Source organism: Pedobacter sp. (assembly GCF_965227205.1).
Taxonomy (GTDB): Bacteria; Bacteroidota; Bacteroidia; order Sphingobacteriales; family Sphingobacteriaceae; genus Pedobacter.
Genome location: NZ_OZ245727.1, coordinates 1,616,242 through 1,633,825 on the forward strand (window position 1 = coordinate 1,616,242; position 17,584 = coordinate 1,633,825).

13 protein-coding genes are annotated in these 17,584 nt (G+C 33.8%); 7 read left to right on the forward strand and 6 right to left on the reverse strand.

The genetic code is table 11. The features are described from left to right. Positions 1-3,132, reverse strand: coding sequence for a SusC/RagA family TonB-linked outer membrane protein (locus tag ACO05K_RS06995; RefSeq protein WP_421943728.1), 3,132 nt, complete (start codon positions 3,130-3,132; stop codon positions 1-3). A 369-nt stretch (positions 3,133-3,501) separates the two neighbouring features. Between ACO05K_RS06995 and ACO05K_RS07000 the strand changes: the two genes are divergently transcribed. The 3 genes from ACO05K_RS07000 (at position 3,502) to ACO05K_RS07010 (ending at position 7,218) form a co-directional block, all read left to right on the forward strand. Continuing rightward, positions 3,502-4,395: a 3-hydroxybutyryl-CoA dehydrogenase gene (locus tag ACO05K_RS07000; RefSeq protein ID WP_421943729.1), complete on the forward strand. Its 894-nt coding sequence runs from the start codon at positions 3,502-3,504 to the stop codon at positions 4,393-4,395. A gap of 32 nt (positions 4,396-4,427) precedes the next feature. Beyond that, on the forward strand, positions 4,428-5,450 hold the full coding sequence (gene ruvB, locus ACO05K_RS07005; protein WP_421943730.1) for a Holliday junction branch migration DNA helicase RuvB: 1,023 nt from the start codon (positions 4,428-4,430) through the stop codon (positions 5,448-5,450). A gap of 259 nt (positions 5,451-5,709) precedes the next feature. Continuing rightward, positions 5,710-7,218, forward strand: a complete 1,509-nt coding sequence (locus tag ACO05K_RS07010) for a GNAT family N-acetyltransferase (RefSeq protein ID WP_421943731.1) — start codon at positions 5,710-5,712, stop codon at positions 7,216-7,218. A gap of 65 nt (positions 7,219-7,283) precedes the next feature. On the opposite strand, the gene ACO05K_RS07015 is transcribed toward ACO05K_RS07010, so the two are convergent. Beyond that, positions 7,284-7,490, reverse strand: a complete 207-nt coding sequence (locus tag ACO05K_RS07015) for a hypothetical protein (RefSeq protein WP_421943732.1) — start codon at positions 7,488-7,490, stop codon at positions 7,284-7,286. A gap of 128 nt (positions 7,491-7,618) precedes the next feature. Between ACO05K_RS07015 and queG the strand changes: the two genes are divergently transcribed. Next, positions 7,619-8,554 carry a tRNA epoxyqueuosine(34) reductase QueG gene (gene queG / locus ACO05K_RS07020; protein ID WP_421943733.1) on the forward strand — a complete coding sequence of 312 codons (936 nt, stop codon included), beginning with the start codon at positions 7,619-7,621 and terminating at the stop codon, positions 8,552-8,554. Positions 8,555-8,623: 69 nt separating this feature from the next. On the opposite strand, the gene ACO05K_RS07025 is transcribed toward queG, so the two are convergent. The 3 genes from ACO05K_RS07025 to ACO05K_RS07035 are packed head-to-tail and all read right to left on the reverse strand — an operon-like array spanning position 8,624 to position 11,897. Then, the gene (locus ACO05K_RS07025) at positions 8,624-10,480 is read right to left on the reverse strand and encodes a M1 family metallopeptidase (RefSeq protein ID WP_421943734.1); all 1,857 of its coding nucleotides are present in this window, start codon (positions 10,478-10,480) and stop codon (positions 8,624-8,626) included. Positions 10,481-10,532: 52 nt separating this feature from the next. Next, on the reverse strand, positions 10,533-10,904 hold the full coding sequence (locus ACO05K_RS07030; RefSeq protein ID WP_421943735.1) for a GxxExxY protein: 372 nt from the start codon (positions 10,902-10,904) through the stop codon (positions 10,533-10,535). Between the two features lie 45 nt (positions 10,905-10,949). Continuing rightward, positions 10,950-11,897 (reverse strand): exonuclease domain-containing protein, encoded by a 948-nt coding sequence (locus tag ACO05K_RS07035; protein ID WP_421943736.1) that lies wholly within the window; start codon positions 11,895-11,897, stop codon positions 10,950-10,952. A 170-nt stretch (positions 11,898-12,067) separates the two neighbouring features. Between ACO05K_RS07035 and ACO05K_RS07040 the strand changes: the two genes are divergently transcribed. From ACO05K_RS07040 to ACO05K_RS07050, 3 genes are all read left to right on the forward strand, one after another. Next, positions 12,068-14,041: a DUF3857 domain-containing protein gene (locus ACO05K_RS07040; protein ID WP_421943737.1), complete on the forward strand. Its 1,974-nt coding sequence runs from the start codon at positions 12,068-12,070 to the stop codon at positions 14,039-14,041. After that, positions 14,041-15,948, forward strand: a complete 1,908-nt coding sequence (locus ACO05K_RS07045; protein ID WP_421943738.1) for a DUF3857 domain-containing protein — start codon at positions 14,041-14,043, stop codon at positions 15,946-15,948. The genes ACO05K_RS07040 and ACO05K_RS07045 overlap by 1 nt, the downstream gene beginning before the upstream one ends. Positions 15,949-16,238: 290 nt before the next feature. Then, complete coding sequence (locus ACO05K_RS07050) at positions 16,239-17,027, forward strand: murein L,D-transpeptidase catalytic domain family protein (protein WP_421943739.1); 789 nt, start codon at positions 16,239-16,241, stop codon at positions 17,025-17,027. On the opposite strand, the gene ACO05K_RS07055 is transcribed toward ACO05K_RS07050, so the two are convergent. Then, positions 17,024-17,464 carry a hypothetical protein gene (locus tag ACO05K_RS07055; protein WP_421943740.1) on the reverse strand — a complete coding sequence of 147 codons (441 nt, stop codon included), beginning with the start codon at positions 17,462-17,464 and terminating at the stop codon, positions 17,024-17,026. The genes ACO05K_RS07050 and ACO05K_RS07055 overlap by 4 nt on opposite strands. Positions 17,465-17,584 lie beyond the last annotated feature (120 nt).

The following is a 17,584-nucleotide window of genomic DNA, read 5'->3' on the forward strand; positions in this document are numbered from 1 at the left end:
TTAAAATCCAACATTTAAACCCACTAAAAATGTTCTTGCTCTTGGATTGGTATTGTAATCCAAACCAGCCTGACTGTTAGTAGATGTACTATAATTTAATTCAGGATCTAAACCAGAATATGGAGTTATAACAAATGCATTTTGAACCTGTGCATAAATGCGTAATCGGTTTAATTTAATTTTATCTGTAAATAGTTTCGGGAAAGAATAGCCCAAAACAATATCCTGAGCACGAATAAATTTGCCATCTTCAACAAAGCGAGATACTGCGCTTGACGTTAAATTTGTAAAAGCATCTCTACCATAATAAAGTTTCGGCACATTGGTAACTTGACCAGCAGTTGTCCATCTTTCTAAAATTTCAGTTCCGTTATTTAAGAATTTTTGATTTAAAAGACTTTCCTGACGCGTAATATTCATCACTTTGTTACCACCAGAAAACACCATGTTGATGTTTAAATCAAAGCCTTTGTAGCTGAAATTATTTACAAAACCACCATAATAAGTTGGGTTCGATTGACCTAAAATCTTTTTATCTGTTGCGGCTAATGTAGTTGCTGTAGTTAAAGCAGTTGGGTTTGCAGCATCGTAAACATAATAAGTTTGATTTGCAATGTTTCCTTGAATAATTGAACCATCGGCTTTAACATATAACGGATTACCATTTGCCGCATTTACACCAGCATATTCAAATCCATAAATTGAACCAATTGATTCACCAACTCTATTGATGTTATAAGTGTAAGTGATATCTGAATTATTATTCGATAGTTGGGTAATCTTATTTTTAACAAATGTGATATTGAATGTAGAATTCCATTTAAAAGGACTATCTCTCAAAATATCGGCACTTACTGAAAATTCATAACCTTTATTGTACATTTTACCAACGTTTTGGTTAATTGAATTACCCGGAACACCCAAAGAAGGTGCAGTTGGTGCAGCCAGAATTAAATTATCTATGTTATTTTTAAAATAATCAGCGGTTAAAGTAATTCGGTTATTAAATAACGTTGCATCAACACCCACATCATATTTACCACTGGTTTCAAATTTTAGCGAACTGTTACCAACCTGAGTATAAGCCAAGCCGCTTTGCACACCATAAATCGCTGCGCTGAATGTACCTGCAAATGGATAATTTCCAATATCTGTGTTACCAGTTTTTGCATAACTTCCTCTGATTTTGAAATCGTTGATGAATTTGAATGCATCATTTCCTTTGATGAAATCTTCCTGAGATAATCTCCAACCAGCAGAAACACCTGGTAATTTTGCGCTTTGGTTTCCTAAAGGCAATGAAGAAATGGCATCAATACGGTACGTTCCAGATAATAAATAACGGTCTTTGTAGCTGTAGTTTGCTCTTGCGAAATATGATTTGTAAGCATTTTCTGATACACCGCCACCAATACCAAAGGTAGATTGTGTTAATGAACTGCTTATGATATTTTCTCCGCTGAAAAATGTACTAGATAATTGAGAACCACTGGCGTAAAACGATCTGCTTTTAGATTTTTGATACTCTAATCCTACTGTTGCACCAAATGAATGGTCGCCTATAGTTTTGTTGTAAGTAGCAGTATTTGTCCAGCTGTATCTAAATCTCGGAATGTACTGTTGAAACTCATAACCTTTGGTTGCGCTACCACCATCACCATGTAAAGGATCTAAATATTGATAATCTTCCCCTAAAATATTCATTGTAGAAACCTGAGAACGAAGATTTAAGCCATCAATAATTTTTACATCAACAAAAGCATTTCCTAATAAACTTAAAGTTTGATTTTTGAAGATGTTGTGATCCAAAACATATTTAATGTTGGTGTAGTTATCATCAATCTCCCTTAAGTTTGCTCCACGACCTAAACGGGCGTTATCAGAACTTAGGTTATAACTTCCATCTGCATTAAAAGCACCAACATTAGGTAAAGCTCTAATGGCGTTACCAATATTTCCTGATAATGAACTCGTTCCAGAGTTTAAACCTGTGTTTTTAACATAAGAACCTGTAATACTTGCACCAAAGGTTAAATAATTTGCAAGTGCTTTTTGCTCAAATTTGCCCGAAAACTGATATTTACTTTGGTTATTTGCAACCGTTGTTCCTTGCAAATCTGCATATCCTAAAGAGAAATAATAGTTCGATAAATCTGTTGCACCACTGAAAGATATGTTATGGTTTTGCTGAAAAGCATCCTTTTTAAAAACCAAATCCTGCCAATCGGTATCAATTACATTTCCAGAAGCATCGTTTGATAAAACCGCCTGAGCAGTTGTTGTACCTGCATTTGAAAGTTTTTCGTTGGCAACGGTTACAAACTCCTGTGCATTTAATAAATCGAAACGCTTAGAAACATTAGCCCATGCAAACCATGAATTATAATTTACCTGAGTTTTTCCCTTAGTTCCTTTTTTAGTAGTGATGATGATTACGCCATTTGCTCCTCTTGAACCATAAATAGCTGTTGCAGCACCATCTTTCAAAACATCAACACTTTGAATATCATTCGGATTAATATCTCCTAACGGATTTACAGATGCAACACTACTTGATCCACTTGATATAATCACCATTCCATCAACTACATACAATGGGTCTGCGCCTGATGAAATACTATTTGTACCACGAATACGAATACGCGGACCTGCACCTAAAATACCACTCGAATTGGTAACCTGTACACCAGTAACTTTACCTGCTAAAGCCTGGTCAAAACTGGCAACTGGTTTTCCGGCTAAATCATCGCCTTTAATACTCGCAACTGAACCAGTAACATCTTTTCTTTTTGCAGTACCGTAACCAATAACAACAACATCAGATAGTGCCTGCGCATCAGAAACTAATGCAACATTAATTTTTGTCGATTTACTGGCAGAAATATTCTGCGTTAGGTAACCAACTGAAGAAAATTGCAATATTGCAGTTGAACTAACTTTGATAGAGTAGCTACCATCTGCTCCGGTAGAAACACCATTTCTACTATTTAAAACCTTAATACTAACCCCAGGTAAAGGCAGTCCATCATCTTTTGCCGTTACCACTCCCATAACAGTTCTTTCTTGTGCCGAAACTTTTGTAACCAGCAACACCATAAAGAACAACAAACACTTTAGTAGTTTTCTTTTCATTTACATTAATTTTAGTTTAAATTGTTAATAATATATTTGAAGAATTAATCATAGCACAGCCGATGTAGAACCATAAGTCCTGCTTAAACGAGCCTGCAAAATGATTAGTTGTATTTATCATCTATTTGGAAAACTTGAGAGGAATTCCGGTTCTTTACGAACAAATGCGATGATTAATAATTCGAGGACTAATAAAAAGGTTCTGGAAAATAAAAAATGTTAAGTAACGATGAATACAATACTTGTATCGACAAAATATTATAAAAATGTTAAATGACATTTTTTAACAAAAAGATTGAATAATATTATTAAGAACAGTGTTTAAGAAGCTTTAAAAGCTGATAATAGAAAAGAGAAATTTAGATAATTATGAAGAATATTTCAGTAATTGGTTCGGGTACAATGGGAAACGGAATTGCACACACATTTGCGCAATTCGGGTATAAAGTGAATTTAGTTGATATCAATCAGGATGCATTAGATAAAGCCATTACAACAATCAGCAAAAATTTAGACAGACAAATTGGCAAGGGAACTTTAACAGAAGCACAAAAAAGCGATGCATTAAACAACATAGAAACTTACACTTCAATTAGTAAGGGCGTAATTGCAGCAGATTTAATTGTTGAAGCAGCTACAGAAAATGTCGAACTAAAACTGAAAATATTTAAAGATTTAGATACTCATGCTCCTGCAGATGCAATTTTAGCATCAAATACATCTTCTATTTCAATTACTCAAATTGCAGCGGTTACAAATCGTGGCGATAAGGTTATTGGAATGCATTTTATGAATCCTGTTCCGGTAATGAAATTGGTTGAGGTTATTCGTGGCTACCAAACAAGTGATGAAACTACAAAAACAATTATGTCGTTATCAGAAAGTTTACAAAAAACTCCGGTAGAAGTAAATGATTACCCAGGTTTTGTAGCCAATAGAATTTTGATGCCGATGATTAATGAAGCCATTTATACTTTGTATGAAGGTGTTGCTGGTGTTTATGAAATTGATACCGTAATGAAACTAGGCATGGCGCATCCAATGGGGCCACTTCAGTTGGCTGATTTTATTGGACTTGATGTTTGCCTAGCGATATTGAAGGTTTTGCATGATGGATTTGGAAATCCTAAATATGCACCTTGTCCGCTTTTGGTTAACATGATTGCTGCAGGTAAAAAAGGTGTAAAAACAGGCGAAGGTTTTTATCAATACACCGCTGGTTCGAAAGAATTAGTTGTAGCGAACAAATTTAAAAAATCCTAATTTTTTTAGCATTTAATTTTATATTTGCTGATATGAATGAAAATCTTGATCCAGAAGCTGAAAACCTAACCCCAGTCGATAGAGATATTGAGCGGGTTTTGCGTCCACAGGCTTTTGAGGATTTTACCGGGCAGGAAAAAGTGATGGAAAACCTGAAAATTTTTGTTCAGGCGGCAAAGTTACGTGGCGAATCTTTAGACCATGTTTTGCTTCACGGTCCTCCCGGATTGGGAAAAACTACTTTATCTCATATTATCGCCAATGAAATGGCTACTGGTATAAAAGTAACCTCCGGACCAGTTTTAGATAAACCTGGCGATTTAGCCGGTTTATTAACAGGTTTGGATGAAGGCGATATTTTATTTATTGATGAAATTCATCGTTTATCACCATTGGTTGAAGAATATTTATACTCCGCAATGGAAGATTTCAAGATTGATATCATGCTTGAAACTGGTCCAAATGCAAGGTCGGTTCAAATTTCATTAAATCCATTTACACTTGTTGGTGCAACAACCCGTTCTGGCTTATTAACCGCACCATTAAGGGCTCGTTTCGGTATAAATGCAAGATTGGCATATTATGATGCAAAACTATTAACAACAATTGTTTTACGTTCTGCAGAGATTTTAAAAACACCAATCAGCGATGAAGGTGCTTATGAAATTGCCCGTCGTAGTCGTGGTACGCCTCGTATTGCAAATGCACTTTTACGTAGAACGAGAGATTTTGCTCAAATAAAAGGCAATGGTAACATAGATACCGAAATTGCAAGCTATGCTTTAAACGCATTAAACGTTGATGAACATGGTTTGGATGAAATGGATAATAGAATTTTGGTTACCATTATCGATAAATTTAAAGGTGGCCCGGTCGGTTTAAAAACCATTGCAACTGCAGTTGGAGAAGATGAAGGTACAATAGAAGAAGTTTACGAACCTTTTTTAATTCAGGAAGGTTACATTATGCGTACATCACGCGGTCGTGAAGTTACTGAAGCGGCTTATAAGCATTTGAAAAAGATTTTTCCAGGGCAAACTGGGAAGTTGTTTTAGTTTCTTCCTACGGATTTTTTTTATAAAGCTTTTTACAATGATTTTCCCGCAGATTTAAAATTATAAAAGCCGCAGATGTACGCGGATTTTTAAAATCTAATTATAAGATTTGAAAGAAAAAATTTTAAATCTGCGTTCCTTTTCTGCGAAAATCTGCGGGCAGAATATACTCACATCTACTGTGAGACCTAAAATCATCTCAAAAAACAAAAAACATTACCATCAGTTCTCTGTTCATTAATTGTAAAACCAACAAATTATGAATATTGAATTACGAAAATTAACGCTCGAAGACTACGCCGATTTAAAAGAATCCATGTTGCAAGCCTATGATAGTATGGGCGGTTCTATCTGGCCAAAATCAAGTATTGCAAAACTCTTAAATATTTTTCCCGAAGGACAATTATGTATTGCGGTAGATGATAAGGTTGTGGCCTGTTCTTTAGCCATAATTGTTGAGTACGATGAATATGGCGATAGACATACATACAAGCTAATCACAGGAGATTATTCATTCACCACTCACGATCCGAATGGCGATACTTTGTATGGAATTGAAATCTTTGTTCATCCTGATTTTAGAGGTTTAAGATTAGGTCGCAGGCTTTACGAAGCGAGAAAGGAACTTTGCGAAAGCCTTAATTTAAAAAGTATCATCGCCGGAGGAAGAATACCAGGTTACCATACTTATGCAGAAACGCTTACACCAAGACAATATATTGATAAGGTAAAAGCAAAGGAAATTTACGACCCTACCCTTACCTTTCAAATTTCTAATGATTTTCACGTTAGAAAAGTTCTTAAAAATTACCTTCCAGGAGATAAGGAATCTAAAGAATATGCAACATTAATCGAGTGGAATAATATTTATTATCAAGGAATTGATGCATCTGCCCGTTCCGCTATGACAATAAGATTGGGTCTTGTTCAATGGGAGATGCGATTATTTCCAGATTTAAATACATTTTATGAGCAAGTTGAGTTTTTTGTTGATGCTTTAAGCGGATACAAATCTGATTTTGTAATGTTTCCTGAGCTCTTTAATACACCACTACTTCAACCTTATAATCATTTACCTGAAATTGAAGCGATGCGAAAGCTTGCTGAAAAAACGCAAGAAATTGTTGATAGAATGCATGAGTATGCATTGAGTTATAACGTAAACATAATTACGGGAAGTATGCCATTGCTAGATGATGGAAAACTCTATAATGCAACTTATTTGTGCCATAGAACTGGTAAGATAGACGAATATAGGAAAATCCACATTACACCTAATGAGCAAAAATATTATGGTATGATTGGAGGAGATAAGGTGCAGGTTTTTGATACAGATTGTGGTAAAATTGGTATTTTAATTTGCTATGATGTAGAGTTTCCGGAGTTGAGCAGAATTTATGCCGACCAGGGAATGCAGATATTATTTGTTCCGTTTTTAACCGATACGCAAAATGGCTACACGCGTGTTAGGCATTGTGCACAGGCCAGGGCGATTGAAAATGAATGTTACGTTGCAATTGCAGGTTGCGTTGGTAATTTGCCAAAGGTAAATAATATGGATATTCAATTCGCTCAATCAGCGGTTTTTACACCATCTGATTTTGCCTTTCCAACCAATGCTGTAAAAGCAGAAGCTACACCAAATACAGAAATGGTATTGGTTGTTGATGTGGACTTACATCTTCTGGATGAATTACATCATTATGGTACGGTTAAAGTTTTAAAAGATAGAAGAAAAGATTTATATCAAGTTAAACTTCTAAAATAGTTTAAAACATAAAAAAAGCCGATTATCATTACGATAACCGGCTTTTTCAATTGTACTAAAGCTAATTATTTTCGCATCGCGAACCATACGATTAAACCAATAATTACAGCTATTGGCAAAATCCATTTTAAAACAGAGCCTGCTCCATTTTCATCTTTTTCTGTAACTGCTGGTTTTGCTGGTCCCGGATCTTCTTTATGACTTTCGTAATCTTGTTCTATCGGTTTTGGAGCTTCTCCGCTTTCCGTATGTTTCGGATCTATATTTTCCATTGTTAAAAAATTTGCGTTAGTTGGATTATTCGGCCAGATAAAACATTTTATCATTTTATGCAGCTTTTGAAATAACAACAAGCGATTAAGCAAAAGGTTTTAATTCTAAGCCCTATCTTTGCAAATCGATGTACAATAATTCTGCAAAATATAGCAAGCTGATAAAAGACGAAGCAATACGCTTGGGCTTTTTAGATTGTGGTATTTCTAAAGCAGAATTTTTAGAACAGGAAGCGCCACGTTTAGAGAATTGGTTAAACAATAATCATCACGGGGAGATGAAGTATATGGAAAATTACTTCGATAAAAGACTAGATCCACGGTTATTGGTTGATGGTGCGAAATCGGTAATTTCTTTATCCTTAAATTATTATACTGATGATAAACAGCAAGATCCGAATGCACCTAAAATTTCAAAATATGCTTATGGACAAGACTATCACACTGTAATAAAAGATAAATTAAAAGAACTCACTCATTTTATTGAAGAGAACATTGGTGAGGTTTCAGGTAGAGCTTTTGTAGATTCTGCTCCGGTTTTAGATAGAGCCTGGGCAAAAAAATCAGGGATTGGCTGGATAGGAAAAAATTCAAATTTAATTAGCAAGCAAAATGGTTCGTTTTTCTTTTTAGCAGAGCTGATTATTGATTTAGAATTGGATTACGACCATCCGTTTCAAACCGACCATTGTGGTACTTGTACACGCTGTTTAGATGCTTGCCCAACTGATGCCATAATTGCTCCGCAGATTGTAGATGGCACAAAATGTATATCCTATTTAACTATCGAACTTAAAGATGAAATTCCGAACGAGTTTAAAGATAGAATGGATAACTGGATGTTTGGTTGTGATATTTGCCAGGATGTTTGTCCGTGGAACCGCTTTTCAAAGGCTCATAATGAGCAAGCTTTTATGCCAGAAAGCGGTTTGCTTGATTTAAGCGCAAAAGAACTTACTGAAATTACCGACGAAGTTTTTAAAAAGGTTTTTAAAGGCTCTGCCGTAAAACGGACAAAATATACAGGACTAAAAAGAAATATCGATTTTTTGAAATCATCTTGATTAGTTAATTTAAAACATGAAGCAATTAATTTGGAAAGATTACTTCATGTCTCCCAAAAAAGAATTTAATTAATTCACTGAAAAACTATTATCTGATTTAACTTTATCTGGTGTATGTGGATTGCCCATAACAACTTTAGTTAAGTTCTTCGTGGTTTTCAAATTGATAGTAGTCTGGCTATTTCCTTGCTCCCAAACACCAATCGTACTATGATTTTTTTCTACTGAACCATCATCAAATGTTAAAGTTAAATCGATTGGTAAAGGCTTTCCCTTGTTTTCGATAGTTATTGCGTAGCCTTCAGTAGTTTTTGATGCAAATTTTATTGCCATATCGGTAACACCACCTTCAAAAAACCAGCGCTTCCAAAACCAATTTAAATTTTTTCCGCTTCCTTCGTTCATGCTATTAAAGAAATCGTAAGGCATTGGGTGTTTTCCATTCCAGTTTTTAATGTAATGGTGTAAAGCTTTAATAAACAATTCATCACCTAAATAATCCTTAACAAATAAATAGCCTAATGCAGGTTTTGGATACGAATTTGTAAATGAGCCAGAACCTTTTAAATCAGTTGTTAAGGTCATAATTGGAGAATCATCTTTACCTCCAGAACTTGAAGCTGTAGGTTGAATACCGTATTCATCAACAATTGTAGAATCAATCATCGGAGAAATTAACCATTCGCCGATTGTTGCCCAGCCTTCATCCATCCATCCATATTTTGTTTCGTTAATGCCCATGTAAAAAGGAAACATGGTGTGAAAAATCTCATGGTCGGTTAAGGTTATGGCATCCTCACGTTTATCAACCGGATTATCATTAACCATCATTGGATATTCCATTTGGTCTAAGCCATCAAAAACAGTTTCATGGCTATAAGGGAACGGCCATTTTGGGAATTTAAAACTCATTGCCTCAACTGTTTTGCGGGCAAAATCAATCACTTCGTAATAATCCTTGTGTTTTGGATTGAAAACAGCATCTATTCTGGTTCTTCTTTTTGTAGCAGAATCAACAATTAAGCTCGATGATTTCCATAAATAATGATCGCTCAAGGCAAATGCAAAATCAGTTACATTTTTTGCATTAAACTTGAAAGTGTTAAAAGCCTTGTTTTGCGTTACTTTTTTATCTGCAAGGTCTTTTTCAGTAATAACATCCACAACGGCATCATTTTTTTCTGCGGATGAAATTCTGGAAACGATTTCCTTTTGAAAAACATCAGAAGCATTTTTTAAATCACCTGTTGCCCAAACTCCATAACCACCCGGAACAGTAATTTCTGCATTGAAATTATCAAAATCGTTATAAAACTCTTCTGCACCTGTGTAAGGATATTTGTTCCAGCCATCTACATCATCATAAACTGAAATTCTTGGAAAGAAATATGCAATAAAATGAGAGCCTTCATCAACCTGTCCAGTACGCATATGCGAACCTTTGTTTAAAATGTAATCGTAAGAAATGGTAAAATTTATGGTTTTGCCAGGCATAACCGCAGGAACATTAACAGTCATGTTAGTACCATCAATGTTAAAATCACTAATAGTTTTTCCGTTGGCAGCCAAACTTTCAATTTTTACACCTTCACCTAAATCTGATTCAGCAATTTTTGCTTTACGTGGTACTCCTTTTTTATACAAATTCGGGTATAACTTAAACCATATCGTTTTTAAAGTATCCGGACTATTGTTGGTGTAACTGATTTCTACCTTTCCGTTTAACAACCTGCTTGCCGGATTGAAATTAACTTTTAAGTTGTAGTTAGAAGAGTTTTGCCAGTATTTTTCGCCCGGTTTTCCATCTAAACTTCTGGTTTTATTTTGATAGGTTTTCTCAAAAACAGGTTCTATTTGAAGTTTTAGCTGCGCATTTGCTAAACTCCCGGCAAGTAAAAATATGGCAGTTAGTTTTAAAAATTTCATATTTAAAAATTAGGTTAACCACAGATTTACACAGATAAACACTGATTTTTAATTAATATCCGTTAAGCATTCTTTTAATTTCTATTCTTGGCTTTCCGAAGTTAATAAGTAGGCCACATCGCTTATTGCAAGCAACTAAATAGTTCATTAATTGAGCTTGATGGATTTCGGTAAGTTCTTTAATGGCTTTGATTTCTACAATTACTTGATTTTCTACGATAAGATCAGCAAAATATTCGCCAACAATCTGTTCATCATATAAAACATTTAGAGGTTGTTGTTTAACAACGTTCAAATTCATTTTAGAAATTTCAAGAAACATTGCGTTCTCATAAACTTTCTCTAAAAATCCTGCACCTAAAGTGTTTGAAACTGTATAAGCAGCCCCAATAATTTTTTCTGTTATGAGATTAAGTTCTATCAAATTAATCAATATCTGTGTCTATCTTATTTATCTGTGGTTTTAAAATTATTTACCAAACTTCATTTTCAATTGCTCTAACATATCAGTATTTAATGGTTGAGCAGGCTTTTCCTGAGGTTTTGGTTTATTGTAATTTGGTTTTCCTGATTGAGGTGGATTCTGAGGTCTTGGCGCTCTATTCTCGTTTTTCTTTGCGTTAAACTTCGCCCATTCTTCATCTAGTTTTTTCTTAGTGTAAAGTGGAAAATCACCGTTCTTCATCCAGGCATAATAACTTGGTTCGATGCTAAAAACTTGCTCGGTAGTTTTACCTTTATGTTTACCAAAATTAAAACATACTTCGTTTTTATCGTTGTAAACCAATCTTCCTGCAAAATCTACAGGTTTATTAATATTGGTAAACGTATGCAATGCATCAACATCATTTACAACAGGTTTCGATTTTACACCTTGCTTATCCTCAAACTCTTTATCCTTATACATGTCCAGCTGACCAAGCAAAACCTTGTAAGTTGCAATAACATCGGCTTCAGCAGCGTGTGCATTTACCAAATCATCATTACAATAAAATTTATAGGCAGCTTTTAAAGTTCTTTGCTCCATCTGATGGAAGATGTTTTGAACATCAACAAACTTTCTATCACTCATGTCAAAGTCAACATCAGCACGTAAAAACTCCTCCAAAAGCATCGGAATGTCGAATTTATTAGAATTGTATCCTGCTAAGTCGCTTTCATCAATAAATTCAGCAATTTCTTTTGCTAGCTCGTTAAAAGTTGGTTTGTCTGCAATATCCTCATCGTAAATACCATGTATTAAAGATGTTTGAAGCGGAATTGGCATCTCTGGATTAACTCGCCAAGTTTTCACAATTTCCTCGCCATCTGGCATAGCCTTTAAAATTGCCATCTCAACTATTCTATCTGCACCAACATTTATTCCGGTTGCTTCTAAATCGAAAAATGCTAACGGACGTTTTAAATTTAATTTCATTCTAATATAATTTTGATGCAGGAAAAGCACCAGTAATGTTTCTAAATCAAAAGTGCTAAAAAGGTTTGGTTTGTTTTTTAAAAAGCATTTATAATTTTTAAAAATTAATTAACATTTATTTCTAATTGTTGCCCCTTAAAATTAAATTGCAAGAAAATTAACCAAACTCAATGCGAAAACTTCTACTCCTATTCGTGTCCTCTATTTTCTCTATTTACTGTTCTGCCCAAAATTTCGAATTCGGAAGAATTACCCATGATGATAATAATTTTGACAAAAATAAAATTGATAGTTCTGCCAATGCAGTGGTATTAAAGGAGTTTGGAACAACTTCTATCCAAATAAGCGATAGAACAAATAGCACCGAACTTTTTTTTGAATATCACGTTAAAATTAAAATCTATAATAAAGAAGGTTTTGACCAGGCTAATATTGTAATTCCAACCTATAAAGATGGTTCAAGGGAAGAAATCATCAGCTCAATAAAAGCATCAACTTTTAATTATGAAAATGGAAGGTTTGTAGAAACCATAATGGATAAAAAAGCGATTTTCAATGAAAGCAGATCGAAATATACAATGCTTACTAAATTTACTTTGCCAAATATCAAAGATGGTTCTATAATTGAATACAGCTACAAGTTAGAATCGCCAAATCTGTTCAACTTTAAAACTTGGGAATTTCAGTCAGACATCCCAAAGGTTTACAGTGAATATCTAATCTATATTCCAGCCATTTATAACTATAATGTATCTCTGAGAGGCTTTTATAAGCTAAGTGATACCAAAAGTGAGATTTCTAAAGAATGTATGAGGATTAATGGAACGCCAATAGATTGCTCAAAAATCTGGTACGTAATGAAAGATGTACCCGCTTTTGTTGAGGAAGATTTTATGACGGCTGCAAGCAATTTTAAATCGGCCATATATTTTGAGCTTTCTGACCAGATTACTACAACAGGAGCTAAAATTAATTACACTAAAAGCTGGCGAGATGTAGATTACGAATTAACAAGTGATAAAAGTTTTGGTTCGCAAATGAAGCGAAAAGATATTTACAAAGATTTGCTTCCAACAATTTTAAAATCCGCAACTGATGATTTATCAAAAGCCAAGTCGATTTACAATTATGTAAAAAATCAAATTAAATGGAATAGATATTACGGTAAATACAGTGAAGATAATATTAAAAAAGCACTAGATATGCGTTCTGGTAATGTTGCCGATATAAACTTGAACCTAATTGCTGCACTTTCTGCTGCAAATCTTGATGCAGAAGCCGTTATTATCTCAACCAGAGATAATGGAACAGTAAATAAACTATTCCCTATTATTAGCGATTTTAATTATCTGGTTGCTAAAGTTAATATTGGCGATAAAAGTTATTTACTTGATGCCACCGAACCTTTATTACCATTTGGTTTACTGCCTTTACGTTGCATTAACGACCAAGGACGTGTTATTAACCTTAAAAAACCATCTTATTGGATTGATTTAACTGCATCACAAAAATCATCAACCAATTACATTTTACAAGGAAAATTAAATACCGATGGTAGAATTACAGGTACGATTACAACGCATAGTACGGGTTACGATGCTTTTAATAAGCGAAATGCAATTATAAAAAGTAACGGTGTAGATGAATATATAGAAAAATTAGACGAATCCATGTCGAAAATTAAAATTCTTAAACACGAAATTAAAAACATCGATAGCGTAGAAAAAACGCTAACAGAAATTTACGATATCGAGTTTGCACCCTTACCAAATGCTGATAAAGATGAACTTTACTTTAATCCATTTTTTATAAACCCGATTAGCAAAAATCCATTCAATTTAACATCAAGAACATATCCTGTTGATTTAGGTTCTACCTCCGACCAAAGGATTTTAATTAACATCGAACTTCCGGGTAAATACGAATTAAAAGATAAGCCAAAAGACTTAGCGATAGGCTTACCTAATACTGGAGGAAAATATTTGCTTAAAACCGGAATTGAAGATAATATAATTTCCTTTAGTCAAATTATGCAATTTAATAAGGCTACATATTCGCCAGAAGAATATCCATACTTGAAAGAGTTTTACAGCAAAATCATTCAAAACCAAAAAGCTGAACTTTTATTAGAGAAAACCAACTAATGAAATCGGCTTTTATCTTTTTATCGCTTTGCTTAACAATTGTAAACGTATTTGCACAAGACAATTACGATGCAGACCTAATCCCAACTAGCTTAAAAAATCGGGCTAATGCAATCGTAAGAAATGACGAAACCACCATTAATATGCTTGCTACAGATAACGTATTACAGACAGTAAAGCAAGCGATAACCGTTTTAAACAAAAACGGAGAAAGCGCTGCAAGATTGGTTTTATTTTATGATAAAAGTATAACTATAAAAACTCTTAAAGGCGAAGTTTACAACGCAGCAGGTAAGTTAACAGGCAAATTTAATCAGAGTAATTTTGCCGATGAAAGTGCTGCCGATGGATTTTCATTATTTGTAGATAACAGAGTTAAGCATTTTTTACCTAACGAAAGCGTTTACCCTTACACGGTTGTTTATAATTATGAAATTAAACATAAACAAAATCTTATTATCCCAGATTGGGAGCCAAAACTAGCAGCCGATGTTTCCGTTGAAAAAAGCAGTTACACATTTATCTGCAAACCAACAGATGAATTGAGGATAAAAGCTCAAAATTACGCTGGTAATCCTTTAGAAAATACAACAGATAAGCAAAAAACTTATGTTTGGACAGTTAGTAATATCTTGGCTGAAAAACCAGAGCCATATAGTCCTGATAGAGATACTTATGAAACGAGCATAAAAATTGCTCCGAGAGACTTTGCTTTCTATAATTACAAAGGATCTTACAATAATTGGAATGAGCTTGGCAAGTGGATTTATGGGAATTTGTTAAAAGAACGTTCTGCACTTCAGCCAAGCACTGTTGCAGCTATTAAAGAATTGGTAAAAAATGATACTGATGATAAAGAAAAGGCAAGAAAAATTTACCAATACATGCAAAATAAAACACGATACATAAGTGTTCAAATTGGCATTGGCGGTAATCAGCCTGTACCTGCATCAGAAGTTGATAGGCTTGGTTACGGCGATTGTAAGGCATTGGTTAATTACACTCAAAGTTTGCTCAGCGTTGCAGGTATAGAATCTTATTATTGCGTGGTTGAAGCAGGAAGCCGAAAAAAGAGTTTCGATTCAAATTATGCAAGTATGGTGCAAGGAAATCATGTTATTTTATGTATACCATTAAAGGGCGATACAACATGGCTGGAATGCACAAGCCAAAAAATCCCATTTGGCTTTTTAAGCGATTTTACGGATGACAGACTTGTATTGGCATGTACCGCTGATGGTGGAAAGTTATTAAGAACCCCCAAATTAAGCACACAAGAAAATAAACAATATAGAACCGCAAACTTATCTATTCTTCCAAATGGTGATGTTAAGGGAAGTTTAAAAACCATATTTTCCGGAGCGCAATACGATAATAACGAGAATATTATTGGTAAAGTTTTTACAGAACAACAGAAACTTTTAGCCGATACTTACGATATTGATAACATTAATTTTAATAGAATAAATTATATCCAAAATAAAAGCATTGCACCTCAAATAACCGAAGAATTAGACATCGATATTAAAAAATATGCTTTAATTAATAACGATAAATTATTTTTAGTATTGAACGCTTTTAATGTAAAAGAAAGTATATCTGAAACCAGAACGCGAACTAAACCAGTATATTTAAACAGAGGTTTTACCGATGAGGATAACATTACTTACAATCTACCTGAAAGCATTTTGACTACTCACTTATCAAATGATGATAAAAATATCAAAAACCAATTCGGCGAATATGTAACTAAGGTAACTTTAGAAGGAAAGAAGTTAAATTACTACCGAAAACTTGTTATAAACGAAGGGACATTTCCTCCAGAAGCTTACGCGGAATTTTATAAATTTATAACTGAAGTAAATACAGCTGACAGATATAAGCTTATACTTAACTTAAAAAAATAATTCCAAGCGTAATTCCAATAATCATAATTAAGTACATTAAAATCTCGGTTGTGGCAAAACGTTTATATTTTGTCCAAAATGAGTAGTCTTTATCTTGGTTTGGCATCTTTTTTAAGTTGTCTGCAAAGGTAAGCAAATGTTAGTCGAGCAACTAACCGTTATTCTATTATTAAGTTAATAATATCAATTAATTGTCATTAAGAGGTTTATATTGAATTTGTATCAGCGCTGTTACAATATTTATTGAAAACGTTCGTATAAGTAGTTCAGAATCATACAAATATCCCTTAATGAGAAAAAGATTGGTGGGCATGGCCTTATTCCTCTTAGTAGGTATGGGCATTATTGGAACAAGTTGGAAAGCGGTGGAGGATCCACAAAAAAATCAAACAATTGCTAAAGTTATTTCAACTGATAGCCTTTACAATGAGCATATCGAAAACCTCTATCATCAGGTTCATCTAGATTCGGCTGGTTTAGATATAAATGTATTCGAGAAAGCATTAACCGGTTTTTATAACATTAAGCATTCTGGGTTGGTACATTCTAAATCTATTTTAACTATTGCAGATTTTGACCAGGAAAGCCGTAAAAAGCGACTTTATATTATCGATTTAGATAAGAAAGAATTGGTGTTAAACACTTGGGTTGCACATGGTTTAAACAGTGGCGATGATAAACCTAATCATTTTTCGAATGCTAAAAACTCAAACGCTAGTAGTTTAGGGTTTTATGTTACCGGAGAAATTTATCATGGTAAACATGGTCGTTCGTTAAAGTTAGATGGTGTTGATTATGGCTTTAACAACAATGCCAGAGAACGGTCAATCGTTGTTCATGGCGCAGATTATGTTTGCCAGGAAAGTATTAACCAATTGGGTAGATTAGGAAGAAGTCAAGGTTGTCCTGCGGTTTCATCAAAGCTTTCTGATAAAGTTATTAATGTAATATCTGATAAAACCGTTTTGTTTATCAATAGTACAAACCAAACCTATAATTCGAGGTATTTAGATGAAACGCTTGCAGCAAATGTGGCGCTTAATCAGCAAACAGATGTTTTAGCTTCGAATTTTGATTAAGGAATTAACTTTTTCTTGCCAATATCTTTGGGTATAAACCAGGATATTGGCTTTTTAAAGCCTGAAATTAAATCCCAAAACCAACGATTAGTATCTATACTTTTTTCACCACAATCTATTATTTCGGCTCTTTCAATTCCTTTTAATAATAACTTTCTAAGCCATTTAATTTTATTATTTCGATTAATCAGCAATCCAAAATAATGACTGTAAACGTGCGCCCATATTTCAACAGTTAAAGAATTATCTGATATTTTTAAAGATTTTCCAAAAGTGCTATCATAGTCGGATTTTATAATTTTTACAAGTTTTAGCGTTTGCGGTATCGCTGCTCCATCTAAATAAATCCAAAGGGCTTTATCACTCTTTAAACGGATTAAACCATCATCAAGTGAAACTTTAATTTTATTATTGTCTATCTCGTAAAACTTATCCATTTTATATAATTGCTATTACTTAGACAGATGAAAATTAAAATTGTTAAGATAAATACAGTTTTACACTGATTATCAATTAATTTATTTTTAGGAAGCACGTATTTTCCATAGCGAAACGCA

Excerpts from the sequence above, each read along its gene's own strand:
- ACO05K_RS07055 (WP_421943740.1), bottom strand. The coding sequence starts at position 17,464 with ATGGATAAGTTTTACGAGATAGACAATAATAAAATTAAAGTTTCACTT.
- ruvB (WP_421943730.1), top strand. The coding sequence starts at position 4,428 with ATGAATGAAAATCTTGATCCAGAAGCTGAAAACCTAACCCCAGTCGAT.
- ACO05K_RS07015 (WP_421943732.1), bottom strand. The coding sequence starts at position 7,490 with ATGGAAAATATAGATCCGAAACATACGGAAAGCGGAGAAGCTCCAAAA.
- queG (WP_421943733.1), top strand. The coding sequence starts at position 7,619 with ATGTACAATAATTCTGCAAAATATAGCAAGCTGATAAAAGACGAAGCA.
- ACO05K_RS07010 (WP_421943731.1), top strand. The coding sequence starts at position 5,710 with ATGAATATTGAATTACGAAAATTAACGCTCGAAGACTACGCCGATTTA.
- ACO05K_RS07045 (WP_421943738.1), top strand. The coding sequence starts at position 14,041 with ATGAAATCGGCTTTTATCTTTTTATCGCTTTGCTTAACAATTGTAAAC.
- ACO05K_RS07025 (WP_421943734.1), bottom strand. The coding sequence starts at position 10,480 with ATGAAATTTTTAAAACTAACTGCCATATTTTTACTTGCCGGGAGTTTA.
- ACO05K_RS07035 (WP_421943736.1), bottom strand. The coding sequence starts at position 11,897 with ATGAAATTAAATTTAAAACGTCCGTTAGCATTTTTCGATTTAGAAGCA.
- ACO05K_RS07040 (WP_421943737.1), top strand. The coding sequence starts at position 12,068 with ATGCGAAAACTTCTACTCCTATTCGTGTCCTCTATTTTCTCTATTTAC.
- ACO05K_RS06995 (WP_421943728.1), bottom strand. The coding sequence starts at position 3,132 with ATGAAAAGAAAACTACTAAAGTGTTTGTTGTTCTTTATGGTGTTGCTG.
- ACO05K_RS07050 (WP_421943739.1), top strand. The coding sequence starts at position 16,239 with ATGAGAAAAAGATTGGTGGGCATGGCCTTATTCCTCTTAGTAGGTATG.
- ACO05K_RS07000 (WP_421943729.1), top strand. The coding sequence starts at position 3,502 with ATGAAGAATATTTCAGTAATTGGTTCGGGTACAATGGGAAACGGAATT.